11 protein-coding genes are annotated in these 17838 nt (G+C 65.3%); 8 read left to right on the plus strand and 3 right to left on the minus strand.

Annotated features, from left to right (window positions below; all coding sequences use genetic code 11):
* Positions 1–114: 114 nt before the first annotated feature.
* Together ACIPUB_RS17660 and ffh are read right to left on the minus strand one after the other, a co-directional pair.
* Positions 115–1332, minus strand: a complete 1218-nt coding sequence (locus ACIPUB_RS17660) for a hypothetical protein (RefSeq protein ID WP_407608571.1) — start codon at positions 1330–1332, stop codon at positions 115–117.
* Complete coding sequence (ffh, locus tag ACIPUB_RS17665) at positions 1322–2872, minus strand: signal recognition particle protein (RefSeq protein ID WP_407608572.1); 1551 nt, start codon at positions 2870–2872, stop codon at positions 1322–1324. Before ffh ends, ACIPUB_RS17660 begins: the two co-directional genes overlap by 11 nt.
* A gap of 115 nt (positions 2873–2987) precedes the next feature.
* On the opposite strand from ffh, the gene ACIPUB_RS17670 reads away from it, so the two are divergent.
* The 4 genes from ACIPUB_RS17670 to ACIPUB_RS17685 all read left to right on the plus strand — a co-directional run bounded on the left by ACIPUB_RS17670 (position 2988) and on the right by ACIPUB_RS17685 (position 9244).
* On the plus strand, positions 2988–4445 hold the full coding sequence (locus ACIPUB_RS17670; RefSeq protein WP_407608573.1) for a glucose-6-phosphate dehydrogenase: 1458 nt from the start codon (positions 2988–2990) through the stop codon (positions 4443–4445).
* A 169-nt stretch (positions 4446–4614) separates the two neighbouring features.
* The gene (locus ACIPUB_RS17675) at positions 4615–5640 is read left to right on the plus strand and encodes a 3-oxoacyl-ACP synthase III (protein ID WP_302265945.1); all 1026 of its coding nucleotides are present in this window, start codon (positions 4615–4617) and stop codon (positions 5638–5640) included.
* The gene (locus tag ACIPUB_RS17680; protein ID WP_407608574.1) at positions 5637–8225 is read left to right on the plus strand and encodes an alpha/beta fold hydrolase; all 2589 of its coding nucleotides are present in this window, start codon (positions 5637–5639) and stop codon (positions 8223–8225) included. The genes ACIPUB_RS17675 and ACIPUB_RS17680 overlap by 4 nt, the downstream gene beginning before the upstream one ends.
* Positions 8222–9244, plus strand: coding sequence for an NAD-dependent epimerase/dehydratase family protein (locus ACIPUB_RS17685; RefSeq protein ID WP_407608575.1), 1023 nt, complete (start codon positions 8222–8224; stop codon positions 9242–9244). The genes ACIPUB_RS17680 and ACIPUB_RS17685 overlap by 4 nt, the downstream gene beginning before the upstream one ends.
* Positions 9245–9266: 22 nt before the next feature.
* On the opposite strand, the gene ACIPUB_RS17690 is transcribed toward ACIPUB_RS17685, so the two are convergent.
* Positions 9267–9779 (minus strand): hypothetical protein, encoded by a 513-nt coding sequence (locus ACIPUB_RS17690; RefSeq protein ID WP_407608576.1) that lies wholly within the window; start codon positions 9777–9779, stop codon positions 9267–9269.
* Between the two features lie 287 nt (positions 9780–10066).
* Here ACIPUB_RS17690 and ACIPUB_RS17695 point away from each other — a divergent pair, with 287 nt between their 5' ends.
* The 4 genes from ACIPUB_RS17695 (at position 10067) to ACIPUB_RS17710 (ending at position 17600) form a co-directional block, all read left to right on the plus strand.
* Entirely contained in the window at positions 10067–11908 is a 1842-nt protein-coding gene (locus ACIPUB_RS17695; protein WP_407608577.1) for a glycosyltransferase, read from the plus strand.
* A 211-nt stretch (positions 11909–12119) separates the two neighbouring features.
* Positions 12120–13391, plus strand: a complete 1272-nt coding sequence (locus ACIPUB_RS17700; RefSeq protein ID WP_407608578.1) for a CDP-glycerol glycerophosphotransferase family protein — start codon at positions 12120–12122, stop codon at positions 13389–13391.
* A gap of 82 nt (positions 13392–13473) precedes the next feature.
* Positions 13474–14925: a glycosyltransferase family 2 protein gene (locus tag ACIPUB_RS17705; RefSeq protein ID WP_407608579.1), complete on the plus strand. Its 1452-nt coding sequence runs from the start codon at positions 13474–13476 to the stop codon at positions 14923–14925.
* A gap of 359 nt (positions 14926–15284) precedes the next feature.
* A complete protein-coding gene (locus ACIPUB_RS17710; protein ID WP_407608580.1) occupies positions 15285–17600 on the plus strand; it encodes a cell wall-binding repeat-containing protein in 2316 nt (771 codons plus the stop codon).
* The last annotated feature ends 238 nt before the right edge of the window (positions 17601–17838 follow it).

A 17838-nucleotide genomic window follows, 5' to 3' on the forward strand; every position in this document is an offset into this window, starting at 1 on the left:
TCCGCGTCCCGGAGTCGATCCCATGGTGGGATTGGGGCGTGCCGGCCTGGACAGCCCGGGCCCGACCGGCGGACATCGTGTGTGCAGTCCTGGCTGGAAATGGGAGGGTACTGGCTAGTGGCCCGAGCGACGATCCCGGGTAAGCCGCCAGGTGCCGATGCCGATGTTCGACAGTGCGTCTACTCCCCAGAGCGCGGCAATGAGCGCCACGGCCCAGACTGGCAGCCAGGGTTGCTGCCAGTCGGTGAGCAGCACCAGTGCCACCGCAATCACCGCCTCGAACACGCCCCACAGGACCTGCGTGCGGGGTCGCCAGGAAAGGATGTTGAAGAACTTGCGGATGCCCTTGGCCTCGCGCGCGTCGGCACCCATGGCCTTGGCAACGGTTGGGCCCAGTCCGCGGGGCTCGATCGGGCGCGCAGATTCCGGCACCGTGCCATCCTCCACGTAGTCGGCCAGGGCGCGGGGCCGACCAAAGATTTCAAGCACGGCGCGCAACTTCTCGACCGCCCCGCTGCCGGCAAGTGCCTCGTTGAGCTGGGTGATCACGTCCTCGCCGATGCCGTATTCGGAGAGCTGGGCAATGGATTCCAGGTCCGGCGCGAGCCATTCGCGGGTGAGGAATTCGGAAACCTCGGCCGCCTTGGTGCCTGGCACGGGGTCGAGCACCGGCTCGGCAGCAACCGACCAGCCGTGGCCGAAGCCCGGGTAGCCGTGGAGCTTGCGGCTCTGGCCCTCGAACCAGAAGACCATGGAAAAGCGCGGGCCAAGGCGCGAGAGCATGATGGCGGGGAACGTCGACTTCGACAACATGATCTCGGGCATGTAGCCCTGGTGCACCGCCACGTCGCCGTGTTCGGTGGAGAAGTGCTGCCACGCCGTCTTGGTGGCACCGGCAAAGAACGCCACCTCGGATTCCTTGAAGGTGCCCAACAGCACCGATCGCCCTCCGGTCGGGTGCTCGAGCGCCTCGTCGGCGACAGGTTCCCCGCTCTCGGCATCCACCCCGTCGAAGTCGGCGTAGAGCGCTCCGGTGCCACGTTTCAGGGCGATGGCGAATCCCTCGATCTGCTGACCAAAGGAGATCTCCCCCGATTCATCGGCCATGACGATGAAACCGTCGGGGTTCACCGCCACGACCATCTCGACCACCGAGAGCTTGCCCCAGGAGACGGGTTCGGCCAGCAGGGAAATGCTTTGCCGGGCGCGCAGGGTCTCCTTCAGGCGTCGGTGGGCCTGGACGCCGGAGGGCTCATCGAAGATGAACGCCATGGAGGCGATCAGCCACGCTGGCGCCGCGCCTCCATCCGGCTCCCCGGGGCTACTTGCCAAGGAACTTCTCAAACCCCTTCGGCAGGTTCAATTCGGAGGGGTCAAAATCCTTGGGCCCGGCGCCGAAGGCGGCACCCGAGGGGGCCTTGGCCTTGTTGGCCTCCGCCGCCGCCAGCTGCGCGGCCTTGGCCGGGTTCCCGAACTTCTGCTTCTTCTTGGCCGAGCCCTTGGCACCCTTCTTGGCGCCTGGACGCCCGCCGGGCATGCCAGGGATGCCCCCGCCGGAGGCCAGTTTCTTCATCATCTTCTGGGCCTCGCCGAAGCGCTCGAGCATCGAGTTGACCTCGGAGACGTGCACGCCCGAGCCCTTGGCGATGCGGGCGCGGCGCGAGCCGTTGATGATCTTCGGTGCCACGCGCTCGTGCGGGGTCATGGAGCGGACGATGGCCTCGATCCGGTCGATCTGCGACTCGTCGAACTGCTCGAGCTGCTGGCGGGAGATCTGCGATCCGGGCATCATGCCCAGGATCTTCTTCATCGATCCCATCTTGCGGATCTGGGCCATCTGGGCCAGGAAGTCATCGAGCGTGAAGTCCTCGCGGTCGGCGAACTTCTTCGCCATCCGCTCGGCCTCGCCCTTGTCCCAGTTCTGCTCGGCCTGCTCGATCAGGGTGAGGATGTCGCCCATGTCCAGGATCCGCGAGGCCATGCGGTCCGGGTGGAAGATCTCGAAGTCGTCGAGGTTCTCGCCGGTGGAGGCGTACATGACGGGCTTGCCGGTGACCGAGGCCACCGAGAGGGCGGCACCGCCGCGGGCGTCGCCGTCGAGCTTGGTGAGCACCACGCCGGTGACCCCGACGCCGTCGTTGAACGCTTGGGCGGTGTTGACAGCATCTTGGCCGATCATCGCGTCAATGACGAAGAGGACCTCGTCCGGGTTGACGGCGGCGCGGATGTCAGCTGCCTGTTGCATCATTTCGGCATCGATGCCCAGGCGTCCGGCGGTGTCGACGATGACCACGTCGTGGAGCTTGGTGCGGGCCTCGGCAACGCCGTCGCGCGCCACTGCCACCGGGTCGCCGGTGGCCGACTCGAACTCGGAGGAGACGCCCGGGTGCGGTGCGTACACCGGCACGCCGGCGCGTTCGCCGTTGACCTGCAGCTGCTTGACGGCGTTGGGACGCTGGAGGTCACACGCCACCAGCAGCGGGGTGTGGCCCTGGGCCTTGAGGTGCTTGGCCAGCTTGCCGGCCAGGGTCGTCTTACCCGCACCCTGCAGGCCGGCGAGCATGATGACCGTGGGGGCGACCTTGGCCAGGTTCAGCCGGCGGGTCTCCCCGCCCAGGATGCCGACGAGTTCCTCGTTGACGATCTTGACGATCTGCTGGCCCGGGTTCAGCGAGGCCGAAACCTCTTCGCCCAGGGCACGTTCCTTGACATGGGCCACGAAGGCACGGACCACCGTGACGGCGACGTCGGCGTCCAGCAGGGCACGGCGGATCTCACGAACGGTGCCGTCGATATCGGCCTCGGTAAGCCGTCCCTTGCCGCGGAGGTTCTTGAAGGTGGATGTCAGGCGGTCGGAGAGTGAATTGAACACGTGCCGTGCACTTCTTTCGTTGTGGGCGTTAGGCGCGGTCTAACCCGCTGGACTCAACATCCAAGATTACCAATAACATGGGGCTCTTTCTTCAACACATGGCAGTCTTGGAGATGTGAACCTTGATTCAGGCGGACAAACCGGCACCCACGTAACCACATTATTGATCCTCGGCGCCTCCGGCGACCTCACCGGAAGACTGTTGCTTCCGGGCCTGGCCCGGCTGGTTGGCTCGGGCCGGGCCCGCGGGCTGAAGCTTGCAGGGGCCGGCGGCCCGGGTTATTCACAGGAGAAATGGCAAGAGCGCGTCAACGAGGTCTGCGCGGCGGCGAAGAAACAGGCCACGGGCCCGGGCGGCACCGAACTCGACAAGATTGCCGCCGACACCCGCTTCGCCGAACTCGACGTCACAAAACCCGGCGAACTGGCCGCCCTGGTCGATTCCCTTGAGGGGCCAGTGGCACTGTACTTCGCGCTTCCCCCCGCTGTGAGCCAGAAGGCCTGCGAGGTCCTGGAACCCGGGGAACTTCCCGAGTCCACGCTGTTGGTCATGGAAAAGCCGTTTGGCTCCAACCAGAGATCCGCGCAAGAACTGAACCGGACGCTGATCCGCCTGGTCCCGGAGGAAAACATCCACCGGGTGGACCACTTCCTGGGCAAGGGCACGGTGTTCAACATCCTGGGCCTGCGCTTCGCCAACCGGCTGCTCGAACCCCTGTTCACCGGTGAGCACGTTGAGAAGATGGAAATCTTCTACGACGAGGAGCTGGCACTGGAGGGCCGGGCCGGGTACTACGACGGCGCCGGGGCGCTGCGTGACATGATCCAGTCGCACCTTTTGCAGATCCTTGGCCTGCTGACCATGAATGCGCCGGCGACGCTGAAGGAACGCGACGTGCGCGACCACCTCGGCTCGGTGCTGCGCGCCACAGCCCTGGCCGGCAACGCGGCCGACTCCACGCGCCGTGCCCGCTACACCTCCGGAACCTCGAAGGGCCGGCCGGTGCCCGACTATGCCACCGAAGAGGGCGTGGAACCGGCCCTGAAGACCGAGACCCTGGCAGAGGTCACGCTGAACATCAACAACTCGCGCTGGGCCGGGGTCCCGTTCATCCTGCGTGCCGGCAAGGCACTGGGAACCGCGCGCAAGGAAGCCATCATCACCTTCCGCCCGGTCTCCCACCTACCCACCGGATTCAAGGGCACCGACGAACCCACGAAGCTACGTATCGGATTCGGCCCCGACACGCTGTCCCTGGACCTGGACGTCAACGGCCCCGGCGACCTCTACACCCTGGACCGTGTCACCCTGGCCGCCGAACTCAACTCCCCGGACCTCCTTCCTTACGGCGAAGTCCTCCTCGGCGTGCTCTCCGGCGACCCGACCCTGTCCGTGCGCGGAGACACAGCGGAGGAATGCTGGCGCATCGTCGACCCGATCCTCACCGCGTGGGCCGACGATGCGGTGCCCTTGGCTGAATACGCCGCGGGCGGAAACGGCCCGGCCGACTGGGACACCAATTGCACCAAGCCCGTCAATGGCCCGCCTGCACAGGCCAATGCCAGGCACTAGCAACGCGATCCCCGCGGGCGACGCTTGGCGCGCCCGTGTGTGCCCCGGGCACGCCGAGGGAATACGGTAGGACGAGGACATTTTTAATCGTTGGACCTTGAGATGGATCCGGCGTCCGTATTCTTCGCGCCCGACACCGGCACGACAGCCCCGACACAAAGGCTAGATTTTGAACGGCAATGCAACGTTTCGGCACCATAATTCGGCCCTCTTGGCCGTCACCAGCGTGCAGGCCCCGGTGGTCATGACCTCCGGGGAATTCGACGAACGTCTGGCCCCCAGCCTCAAGCGCCTGCGCTTGTCGAAAAAGCTGTTGGAGCGTGTTGCCGGCGTCATGGAGCGCCGTTGGTGGTCCGAGGGGACCAGCTTCGACGATGCCGCGGTCGAGGCCGGCGGCAAGGCCCTGGCCGAGGCCGGCATCGAGCCGGGCGAGATCGGCCTGCTGATCAACACCTCGGTCACCCGCCGCAACCTGGAACCCTCGGTGGCCTCCAAGATCCACCACGACCTGGGACTGCCGTCCTCGGCCATGAACTTCGACGTGGCCAACGCCTGCCTGGGCTTCGTCAACGGCATGACCCTGGCCGCGAACATGATCGACTCCGGGCAGATCAAGTACGCCCTGGTGGTCGCGGGCGAGGATGCCCAGCCGACCCAGGAAACCACGTTCCGCCGGCTCAATGCCGAGGACTCCACCCGCGAGGACTACCTGCGGGAATTCGCGACCCTCACCCTGGGTTCGGGCGCCGCCGCCGCGGTCATCGGCCCGGCCGATGCGCACCCCGGCGCGCACCGCATCGTTGGCGGGGTGTCCCGTGCGGGAACCGAACACCACAAACTGTGCGTCGGAGGCCCGTCGGGCATGTACACCGACACCAAGGGGCTGCTGGACAACGGCCTGGAACTGGTGGTCGATGCCTGGGACGAGGCCCACCAGGCCGGCTGGAACTGGAAATCCATGGATCGCTACGTCACCCACCAGGTATCCAATTCCTACACCAATGCCATCATCAAGGCCGTCGGCCTGGTCCGCGACCGGGTCCCCATCACGTTCCCCAAGTGGGGCAATGTCGGGCCCGCATCGCTGCCCATGACCCTCTCCCAGGAAGCCAAGACACTGAAGCCCGGTGATCGGGTGCTGTGCATGGGGGTAGGTTCCGGGCTGAACACCGCCATGCTGGAGCTTGCCTGGTGACCGAGTTCTTCCCCGGTGTCGATTCCCGGTACTCCCGCCGCGTCATGGTGCCCTCCACCTCGGACGTGGATGCACCGGGCACCAGCCACCAATGGCACCTGCTGGACAACGCCTCCGAGCTGGCCGACAAGGGCATCACGCCGGTCGGCACGCTATTGTGCGTGCACGGCAATCCCACCTGGTCCTACCTGTGGCGCGGCCTGCTGCAGCACGTGGCCACCCACGACCTGCCCTGGCGCGTGGTGGCGGTTGACCAGCTGGACATGGGCTTCTCCGTGCGCACCGGCGTGTTCCGCCGGCTCGCCGACCGGGTCAACGACCTCGGCGACCTGTCCAACGCCTTGAAGCTGACCGGAGACGTGACCACGGTCGGCCACGACTGGGGCGGACTCATTTCCCTGGGCTGGGCCCTGGCACACCCGGACCAACTGGCCAACGTGGTGCTCACCAACACCGCGGTGCACCCGGCCGGCTACGAACTGCCCGCAGCGCTGCGCCTGGCCTCCCACCCCGCGGTCCACGGCTGGGGCACCAAAACCACCGACGCCTTCCTGCGCACCACCCACTCGCTGGCGCAGCCGGCCCTGGAACCGATCGTCCGCCAGGCCTTCATGGCCCCCTACGCCAATGCGGGGCGGAGGACCGGAGTGGCGAACTTCGTTGCCGACATCCCCTTCACCGAGGACCACCCCAGCCGCACCGCCCTCGATGCCATCGCCGATGGCCTGCGCACGCTGGAGGTTCCGGCTTTGCTGCTCTGGGGACCCAAGGACCCGGTATTCTCCGACCGCTACCTGCGTGACCTGATGGACCGGCTCCCCCACGCCGCGGTGCACCGCTTCGAGGGCGCCGGCCACCTGCTTCCCGAGGACCGCGACATCGCCACCCCGGTCTTTGACTGGCTGGCCCGGGCAAACACCGCGCACACCGCCCGGCGCGCCGGGGCCCTGGCCGAATACCGGCCCATGCTGGCCGAACTCGATGGACGCACGCAGGACACCGGCACCGCGGTGGTGGACATCAACCCGGCCGGCTCGCTGTCATGGGCGGAACTGGGCAACCGGGTCAACGCGCTGGCCCGCGGCCTGGCGCACATCGGGGTCAAGCCCGGTGACCGGGTCAATCTTCTGGTGCCCCCGGGCATCGAACTGACCTCGCTGATCTATGCCTGCCTGCGTTTGGGCGCCGTGATCGTGGTGGCCGATGCGGGTCTGGGCACCAAGGGGCTGGGCCGAGCCATCCGCGGGGCCGGCCCCGGCTACCTCATTGGAATCGACCGCGCACTGACCGGTGCGAGGTTCCTGGGCTGGCCCGGAACCCGGATCGCCGCCGGGGACATGCCCGCCGCCAAGCGCACCCTGCTCGGCGTGGCACACACCGTGCCCGAACTGCTCAAGGCGGGCACGACCACCGCCGCCCAACACCGGGAATTCACCCCGGCGGACCCCGATGCCGATGCGGCGGTGCTCTTCACCTCGGGATCCACCGGCCCCGCCAAGGGCGTGGTGTACACCCACCGCCAGTTGGCGGCCATGCGGGACACCCTGCGCGAGACCTATGACCTGAAGGCCGGTTCGGCGCTCGTGGCGGGCTTCGCCCCGTTCGCGCTGCTCGGCCCCGCCCTGGGCGCCACCTCGGTGACCCCCGACATGGATGTCACCGCCCCGCGCACGCTCACCGCCACGGCACTGGCAGATGCGGCGGCCGCCGTGGATGCCACCACGGTCTTCGCCTCCCCCGCTGCCCTGGCCAACGTCCTGGAAACCCGGGAAGGCCTCGATGCCGCCCAACGCCGGACCCTGGCAGGCATCTCGCTGCTGCTCTCGGCCGGCGCCCCGATCCCCGAGCCGCTGCTGGCAAAGATCCAGGACCTCGTGCCCGGTGCCCGCGTGCACACCCCGTACGGGATGACCGAAGCCCTGCCGGTCACCGACATCGACCTCGAGGGCATCCGGGCTGCCGGTGCCGGCAACGGGGTCTGCGTCGGCGCCCCCGTCGCCGGGGCCCGGGTCGCCATCGCCCCGCTGGACGCCAACGGGCGAGCCGGCGACCAGCCGCAGACCGCTGCCAACCTCACCGGGGAAATCCTGGTGCGCGCCCCGCACGTGAAGGACCGCTACGACAGGCTCTGGATCACCGAACAACTCAGCACCTCCATCCCGGGTTGGCACCGCACCGGGGACGTGGGACATCTCGATACGGCCGGACGGCTCTGGGTGGAAGGCAGGCTCGGCCACGTGCTGGACACTGCCTCCGGACCGCGGACCCCGGTCGCCGGTGAACAGGCAGCCGAATCGGTCCGGGGCGCCGGACGCGCAGCACTGGTCGGTGTGGGGCCCTCGGGCACCCAGGCCCCCGTCATCGTCATGGAGACGGTGCCGCCGGTGCGCCGCGCGGCCCCCGCCCCCGAGGCGCTGGCCACAGCCGTGCGCGCCGCGGTCGCAGGCACCGGGACCGAGGTGTCCGCGGTGCTGGTGGTCCCGGCGTTGCCCACCGACATCCGGCACAATTCCAAGATCGATCGGGCCGCGCTGGCCTCCTGGGCCACCGTCACCCTGGCCGGCGGACGGATCCGCAACCCGTGAGCAACCAGGGGAACCCGGACACCGGCCGCCGCGTGCTGGTCACCGGTGCCAGCGGGCTGCTTGGCGGCGCGGTGGCTTCGCTGCTGCGCGCCAAGGGGTACCGGGTGCGCACCTTCCAGCGCCGGGCCAGCGCGGGAGCCACCGACGAGGTGCTGGGCTCGCTGACCGATCCTGCCGCGGTGCGCCGGGCCGTTGACGGCATGGACGCCGTCATCCACCTGGCGGCGAAGGTCTCCTTCACCGGGTCCTGGCACGATTTCACGGCAACCAACATCACCGGGACCAAGACCCTGCTGGAGGCAGCCCGCAGCGCGGGGGCGGCGGACTTCGTGTTCGTCTCCTCCCCCTCCGTCGCCCACTTCGGCGAGCCGCTGGCGGGCGCCGGTGCAGGTATGGCGGACCCGGACCGTGCCCACGGAAACTATGCCCGTTCCAAGGCGGCGGCAGAGCTCAGCGCGCTGGCACTGGATGCGGCCGACTTCCGTGTCACCGCCATCAGGCCGCACGTGGTCTGGGGACCTGGCGACACCCAATTGGTGGAGCGCGTCATCGAACGCGCCAGGTCGGGAAGGCTGCCGCTGCTCGATGGCGGCGCCGCGTTGATCGACACCACCTACATCGACAACGCCGCCGATGCCATCGTGCGCGGGCTTGAACGCATGGAACACGCCCACGGCCGGGCCCTGGTCATCACCAACGGAGAACCGCGCCCGGTGGGTGAATTGATCTCCGGGATCTGCCGCGCCGGCGGCGTGCCCGCACCCCGGCTCAGCGTCCCGGGCTGGCTGGCACGCGGCGCGGGCTCGCTCATCGAGCGCGCGTGGCTGGCCGCAGGGTCACGCAACCTGGTGCAAGACGAGCCGCCCATGACCAGGTTCCTGGCAGAGCAGCTCTCGACAGCGCATTGGTTCGACCAGCGCGAGACCCGCGAGGTGCTGGATTGGGCACCCCGGGTGGGAATCGACGAGGGCCTGAGGCGCCTAGCCGCGCACTACGGCGGCACCGCCCCCGGGCAGTAGCCAACTCGAACCGACGGGTACTTTAGTTCCGTGGACCGGTGCCCGTCGCCGAGTCCCTGCGTGCCGGCCTCGGGGCATCGGGGGCCGATGCGTTCAGCAGCATCGCGCTGCCTATCCCCCAGGCCACACCGGCCACCAGCGCGCCGATCGACGTGGGCAGGTGCATCGGCGAGCCGATGCCGGAGGCGCTGTCGAGCTGCCCCAAGGTGCCTGCCAGCATCATTCCGGTGGCAACCACGGCGCCGCCGGTGCACACGCCTAGGAGCAGCGGTCCCGCTTCCTGCTTGCCCCGGCTGGGCGGCAACAGTCCCAGCGTCGCCAGCCCGCAAAGCACAACAATCGCCGCAACCCCGCCCCACACGTTCTGCGGCAAGCTCCCGGTGGCATCGGCGGTTCCACCCAGGTTCCAGTGGCTACCCAGTGCTTCGGGGAGCCGGCTACTCAACAGCATCAGGCTTCCCACGTGAACCGCCACCAGCACCACGGCTGTTCCCCAGGCCAGTTTCAGCAGCAGCTTCCTAGAATGCAATTTCACGCCGTTGACTCCGATTCGTTCTTTCCGCGGTCGACCCGATGGCATGTCGAATATCTCATTTGTCCAACACACTACCCCTTTCGTATTCCCGGGTGTGGAACGGGCGATTGCCCTCAGGTCGGAGAAGGCAGCGCTGAGACGGGTTCGCGCGCCTGATACGTCGGCACCCTTGGTGGCGACACAATCCCGGACAACGGCGCGGTTTTGAAGAAAGCCCCAAGACTCGCGGGTTAGGGTAGCCCCATCACCATTCCGCCCCGAAGGCACCAACGAAGGAGCGCTTTTCCATGCGACACGATCCCGGGACCGACTTCTCAAACTGGCTTCAAGGCCGGCCCGCAGATGCCCGGCAATCAAGCCGACCGGTTCTCATGGTCACGTGGTCAATCCAGGAGGGCTTTGGCGGGATGACGGCCATGTGCCTCAAACGTGCGGGATTGTTCCACGAACGCGGGATTCCCAGCGCCGTGGTGACATTCGATGCAAACCCCGACCTTGCGACGATTCGCACAAGGTTGTTGGAAACCGGCAGGCTCCACTCGGATGTCCCGCTGCTGAATCTCCATGACTTCTACGCCGGGCATTCTCCGGCGCGCGTTCAGGGGCAGTCACCGCGCCGGGCCCGGGGTTCGGAATGGGTGGAGAGTGCCAGAACCCTTCACTCACATGACGGTTCGCTCTTTTACGTCGATTACCGGTTGCCTCGCCATGAGACGGCAGCCATACGTGAATACCACCGCAGCGACGGCACGATCTACCTGATTGATTCAACGCTGCCTGCGGACGGCGATGCAGCAGTTGACTCCCGCACGTTGGAACTCGTCGCCCCTGATGGCCATGTCATCGCAACCCTCGGCAGCCCCGGCAAGCTCTACCGCCGTTTCCTCACGGATTTGGTCGACTTGGCACATGCCGATGTCGTGGTGGACAGCAAATACTCGGCCGGGTTCCTCTGGTCGTGGAAGCACCCGGAAGCAGTGAAGCTGGTGAATTTCCACAGCACCCACGTGGCTGCCGGCCAAGACCCGCTGACGGGAAAACTTTCCACGGCCCACCAAAAGATCATCCAGAACCGCGACGCCTGGGACGGAATCACCTTCCTGACCGAGTCCCAGCGGACCGCGTTCGTGCGGCGCTTCGGGGAAACGTCAAACACCTTCGTGATCAGCAATCCGGTGGACGGACCGCGGACGCTGCCGGCATTTGACGACCGCAAGCCCAACTCGGTAATCCATGTCGGTCGTTTCACCAAGGGCAAGAACATCGGCGAGTTATTGGAAATCGTTAAGAAGGTCGCCACGGCAGGGATCCCGATCCACCTGGATCTGGTCGGTGACGGGGACCAGCGTCCCGAGCTGGAGGCCAAGGTGCGCCAGCTCGGCGCCGAGGATCTCGTCACATTCCACGGCCACGTCAATGACGTCGGCCAACGACTCCACCGTGCCCGTGTCCTGTTGCTTTGCAGCAAATTCGAGGGCCAGTCGTTGGCTATCCTCGAGGCACAGGCGCACGGTTGCGTGCCGGTGGCCTACGATGTTGATTTTGGCCCCAGGGACGTGATCGAAAACCGACGCAATGGATTCCTGGTTCCCTTCGGAGAGCAAGAGACGGCGGTCCAGGCGGTGACGAGCCTGTTGGCGGATGCCTCGTTATGTGAAGCGATGTCCACCCAGGGATTCAATGACTCGGTACATTTCCGAAGCGACGTAATTTTCGAGAAGTGGATGGAAGCCCTCGACACGGCCAGGGCCAACAGGGCCGGCCGTGACGCCTTGACCGCTGCCAACGTGCGGATTGCGGGCATCAAATTCCATCCGGACGGCGACATGGACCTTGAGGTGTATGTCGAGACCGGCGAGGCAAATCTCAGCGGACTCTGTCTCCAAAGCAGACAGCGCGGCATTCCGGACGGCGACGGAATTGAGATTCAACCCCACCATGGCGACGACAGCGTCTTCCACTTCCGGTTGCCCGCCGACCTTCGGGCACAACAACCCGCCGGAGATGCCTTGGACCTGAATCTAGTTCTTGGCATCGGTTCAATGACCCGAACAATTCGGTTGGGCGCAAGCCCCTCGATGCAGACGACGCCTTACTTCACCGTCTACGGCAACCTCAGCCTCAAGTAGACTGCCCGCCATCTGTCATGTTAAGTCCTCCGAGAACACGAATCCCGTATTCGCTCAGCACAATGCCGCCGTCTAGGGTCCGTTAAGGGCACGATCATCCTTTGCACATTTTGGCGTGACAGGGTTTTTGACAGAAGAATTGCAATCATCGCCCGGGTACCGGGCAAGGGCGCCTCCTGGCGCACGAGCACGAAAATCACGAAAGTAGTTGATGTTAGTGAAAGCCTGGCTGGGCCAACAACTCAGAGCCGCAATTAGCTCCACACACGGAGTCAAGACGCGTCGGTGGCTGGGGCTGGGCAGCGCTCCGGTCGCCAACCACGAACTCGACCAAATACCTGTGGCCGCCGATGTGGTGGTTTATTTCAGCGACGTCGTGAACAAGGCCTACCAGCTCGAACAGTGGCTGCCCACCTTGGAAAAACTCCACGAAACCCATCGCGTGGTCTTGGTGTTTCGCAAGGTTCCCACGTTGCGGCACTTTCGCAAGCTGACCGGATTGCCGAAAATTTTCGTCCGGCGTCTTGACGACTTGGTCAACTTCTACGAATTCAACAACTTTAAACTTTGCTTGTACGTCAACAACGGCGTGGCGAACTTCCAGTCCTTGAGCGCAGCCAGGCCGGTACATGTTCATATCAACCATGGCGAAAGCGACAAGCTCTCCATGGTCTCCAATCAAGCCAAGGCCTACGACAAGATCTTTGTTGCTGGTCCCGCCGCCATCGAGAGGCACCGGACAGTCCTTCTGGACTTCGATCTGGACCGGCTGACCAGCGTCGGTAGGCCCCAACTGGATACGAATTTCGTAGCCGAGCTACCAGCGTTCCATGGCCGCACCATCATGTACGCGCCTACATGGGAGGGCGAAAACGACGCAAACAACTACACGTCCATGGATGTCTTCGGTGAGGCCATCATCGAGACGCTGGTCGCGTTGCCGAATACACGGGTCATCTACAAGCCGCATCCACGAATCACCACCTCCTCGAACCCGGCGATCGCCGGGGCACACGCGCGAATCAGGGAGATCCTCGAAGAGCAGATTGCTGCCGGCGGCCAGCACCTGATAACGGAGAAAGAGAACATCCTGGCTCTTTTCAATGACGTTGACGGATTGATTACGGACGTATCGAGTGTGGGCCTTGACTACCTGTACCTGCACCCCGAAAAGCCGCTGATTCTCACCGACCGGCGAGACGACCTCGAAAAGCTCAACCGCGAAGTACCTGTCAGCCGTGCCTGCCCCGTCATCAGCGAAACAACCAGGGAAGAGATCCTGCCCGGTCTAGAGTCGTTGCTCGAATCTTCCGATGCCGAGCAACGGCTCCAGATGCGGAGCTACTATTTCGGCGATCGTGAGCGAGGATCCTCGACAATTTCGTTCATCGATGCCATCGGCAAGCTCATCAATGACCGCGCAGTGGCGATGCGTGGCTACGAATTCCACGGACAACCCGTAGACTCCGGGGAAGTCGGCTAAGCGAAGCAAGCTCCGGCATATCCGCCAGCCGCGCGGAGGCGCTTGACCGGCGCATCAATGACGCATCCGAGGAAGAGCGACAATGGCCATCTCGACGGCACGGAGATCCCTGCATCGCAGGCTGGCCAAGTTGGCTTCTAGGCTCAGCGCCAGGCTCGGCCAGCTGCGGATCCGGGAGTCCGACTCCGGGCCCAGCCCCAGTGCGCACACCGCGCGAGTCGCGGTCATCGTCCCCGTGTTCAATTCGATGCCGTACCTGAGGGAACTGTTGGAGTCCCTGGCGGCGCAAGACTTGGCGCCGGATATGTTTGAGGTGATCGCCGTGGACGACGGTTCCACTGACGGCGGTGGCAAGCTGTTGGATTCCTATGTGACACGGCTGCCCAACATGCGTGTCATCCACCAGCGCAACAGCGGGTGGCCAGGAAAACCACGCAACGTCGGGATCGACGCAGGCCGGTCCGACTACGTATTTTTCTGTGACTCCGACGACCTGTTGGGTCCGGAAGCGCTACGCAGGATGGTTGATTTCGCCGATGCCCACCAGGTTGATGTGTTGGCACCCAAGTTGGTCGGCATCGGCGGGCGCAACGTTGCGAACAGTCTTTTTACTTCCACACTCATCGATGCGCCACTGCGAACAATCCTTGGCACCCTCTCCCCGCAGAAAATGATCCGGCGCAGCCTCCTTGAGGGGCACGGAATCCGGTTCCCCGAAGGCAAGATCAGGCTCGAAGACGGAATGATGCTCGCTCGGTGCTACTTGGCCTCCGGCCGCAACTCAATCCTCGCCGACTACGACTACTACTTCATCCGCACCCGATTGAACGGCAGCAACATCAGTAGCGGACGGGCCGACCCCGAGGGCTATACCTCGTCGGTGTCGAAAATTGCCGGGATCATCAAGGAAATGCACCCTGATCCCTCGGCGGCGAACCGATTGGTGCTGGATCTCTACCGGCGCAAGGCGCTTCGCTTCTACGACCCCGTGCGTTACCCGGCCATGTCGCCCCGGCGTCGGCTGCGCTGGGTCAAGGCACATGCACAATTCATACGGGACAATATTCCCGAAACCCTCGAAGCGGAATTGGGATTCCCCTTCCTGCAGCGATCCCGCCTGGTTCGAAGTCAAGATGCGGCCGGGTTGCTGCGGCTCGCCGCGACCGAACGACAACTGAATGCGATTTGCCGGGCCGCCCCGTCTGACCCGGACCCGCTTGGACTTCGATTTAGCCTGGCGCCCGATGCGGACTTCGAATCTGTCACTTTGGTGGTCAAGGGCCGGGGAACCGAAACAGTCCATTCACACGTACTCCGGCACGAGGGCCATGAGTACGTCCTGGACGATCCGGTCCATAAGCTTGAAAACCTGGAAAACTTCGTGGCGGACCTTTTTTTGCGATTGGAAATCGACGGGCTTCAGGGCCCTCTGCGTCGCGTTGCCGCGCCGGACACCGGCCTGCCCCTTGAACTGGGTGGCACTCGCATCTACGCAACGGTCAACGGAAACCTCAGCATCGATCGGCGCCGCTGACCTCAGGCACCGACTTCCGAATGTCCGCCGAACCATTGGGCCCCATACCGGCGTGCTGTTGGCGGGTCGCCGCTTGATGGCACCGACCCGAGTGTGCCTTCGCAGTTCCACTCCCATGGGGAACGAACAGAACCGTCCGCATCAGGCCGCCCTGGGATATAGGTGGCGGCAAGGAATGCTCCAGGGCAGTTTCCATATCCAGGGGGACATCGCTTGAGTCAGAGGTCACCCGGCGAAAGACGACCCATGCGGCGTGCTTACCACGGGGAAAGTGCGGGGCTTTGTAGACTGACCACCAAGCAGCCTGCCCCCAACCCCAAGGACCACCCATGCCGGAATTCCGGTTGCCACTGTCTCGTTTGTTCACACTATCTCTCGCGGCATCGCTGGTCGCACCCCTTGCGCTGGCCGGCACGGCCGCCGCGGCACCTGTTGCCGACACCACGCGCGAAGTTGCCACCACCGCCGAATCCGTGCAACAGCCACCCCCGGGCTCCGGTGCCGCCGCCCTATTGGACTCGGCCCTCAAGCCTGCCACGAAAACCCCCGCCCTCACAGAGGTCGATACCGGCGCGGCCACCATCGCCGCCAAGGAGATCCGTACCGAACTCAAGTCCGGCGGCAAGCTCACGGCAACTGAACGCATCGAGTTGTCCGATCAGGCGCTCGCGGCCGTGGGAATCGAGGCGCTGGATGCCCAGCTCGGACAGGGCCAGCGACGCATCGAGGAATCCGGAGACGCCAAGGCCCCGACGCTTGAGGAACTGGAGTCCTTGGCAAGCGCCACCCAGGAGCTGGCCGAATCGGCGCCCGAACCGTTGAAGGACGACGCAGCAGTGCCCGGCCCCTCCGAGGAAGCGAGCCCCCCGGCCACCGGAACGGCACCCGAGGCCGGGAGTTCCTTCAACATCGACAGCGCCGCACGGACCACCAAGACCGCGGCGGCATTCGAGGCTTCATTGGCCGGAATCGCCGTACCCACCTCGCTGGCGGATCTGCGCACCTGGCGTCCCCCGGGCGTACTTGGCGTTGATGTTTCCCATCACCAAGGCGACGTAAATTGGTCACACGCTTGGGGCAAGGGTGCCCGATTCGCCTACATCAAGGCAACCCAGTCCTGGCCGACCACGCTCTTCAAGGATCCGAAGTTCGGGCAAAACTACTCCGGTTCCTACAATCAAGGCTTCATGCGCGGTGCGTACCACTTCGCCATGCCGGCCCACTCTTCCGGTGCCACCCAGGCCAAGCAATTCCTCGCCAACGGCGGCGGATGGTCGGCAGACGGAAAGACCCTCCCGCCATTGCTGGACATTGAGTGGAACCCTTACACCGCCGATGCTTACGGCGCGGGCAAGGGCGATGCTTGTTACGGCATGACGCCGAGTCAGATGGTTGCCTGGATCACGGATTTTGGCAACACCGTCAAGGCCGCGACGGGGCGCCTGCCGATGATCTATACCGCCCAGTCCTGGTGGGATGACTGCACCGGCGACTCCACCGCCTTCAAGGGCTGGCCGTTGCACGTCTCGCTGTTCCCCACCGCCGAAGTCCCCAAGAACCCGCGCGAGCTGCCCGAAGGCTGGACGACGTTCAACGTCTGGCAGTACTCCTCCAACGCCGATTTGATCGGCTCGGACAAGAACGTGGACGCGAATGTATGGAACGGCGACCTGACCTCGCTGCGCGACTTCGCGCGCAACACGCGCTCCACCCCGTACCGGATGATCACCGACTATCTGGGCAACGCCGATGTGTGGCCAACACGCCTTGCTCCAGTCCGGCTCTCCGGGGCCAACCGGTACGACACCCCCGTGGCCATTTCAAAGCGCACATTCCCATCCACCGCAGCGACGGTGGTCGTCGCCTCGGGCGAGAACTTCCCCGATGCCCTGGCCGGCTCCCCGCTGGCCACCTTGAAGAACGCGCCACTGTTGCTGACGCGGAAGGATGTGCTGCCAACGGCTGTGGCCACCGAGCTGCAGCGGCTTCGCCCCAAGAACATCCTGGTACTTGGAGGCCCGATCGCCGTAAGCGATGCAACCGTGGCGAAGCTCAAGGCCTATGCGCCGGTCACCAGGGTCTATGGCAGCAACCGCTATGACACGAGCGCGAAGATCTCCGGGAACTGGAGCTCCGCTTCGACCGCTTTCGTGGTCACCGGTCAGGGATTTGAGGATGCCCTGTCCATGGCAGCCGTTGCGGCCGGGCGCAAGTCCCCCATGCTGCTCACCCGGCAATCCGTGGTCCCCACGACCACCCTGAACGAACTCAAGCGCTTGAATCCGAGCCGGGTGTACCTGGCCGGAGGCCCCGTTGCCATCTCCGCCGCCGCAGAGGCGCAGGTGCGCAAGGCGGTGCCAAATGCGACGGTGGTGCGCTATGGGGGCAGCAACCGCTACGACACCAGCGCGATGATCGCCAAGGCATTCTGGTCCGGCGGCTCGCAGCGCCAGTTCATCGCCACCGGCTCGGACTTCCCTGACGGGCTGACCGGGGCCGTTGCAGCAGGTTACAACGGGGCGCCGTTGCTGCTGGCGCGGAAGTCGTGCCTGCCCGCCTCGGTGTCCGACGCCTTGGTATCCATGAAGGGCTGGACCAATATCCTGCTCGGCGGACCGTTGGCACTTGACTCAACGGTTGCCTACCGGTCAAACGGCCAGCCCAACGTCTGCTGATAGCCATCGGGAACCATGCACCGCCTCGTCCGGCCCACAACCGCGTGTCGATGAGTTTGATGTCGATCGGTTCGAGATTCTGATCCCGCCCGAGGCCCCCCCCCCAAACCCCCCCCCCCCCGGGGGGGGGGGGTTTTTGGGGGGGGCGTCGGGCGGGATCAGAATCTCGAACCGATCGACATCAAACTCATCGACACGCGGTTGTGGGCCGGACGAGGCGGTGCATGGTTCCCGATGG

It is taken from the genome of Paeniglutamicibacter sp. ORCA_105, from assembly GCF_045798545.1.
In the GTDB taxonomy this organism is placed as follows: Bacteria; Actinomycetota; Actinomycetes; order Actinomycetales; family Micrococcaceae; genus Paeniglutamicibacter; species Paeniglutamicibacter sulfureus.

Excerpts from the sequence above, each read along its gene's own strand:
- ACIPUB_RS17695 (WP_407608577.1), top strand. The coding sequence starts at position 10,067 with ATGCGACACGATCCCGGGACCGACTTCTCAAACTGGCTTCAAGGCCGG.
- ACIPUB_RS17700 (WP_407608578.1), top strand. The coding sequence starts at position 12,120 with ATGTTAGTGAAAGCCTGGCTGGGCCAACAACTCAGAGCCGCAATTAGC.
- ACIPUB_RS17705 (WP_407608579.1), top strand. The coding sequence starts at position 13,474 with ATGGCCATCTCGACGGCACGGAGATCCCTGCATCGCAGGCTGGCCAAG.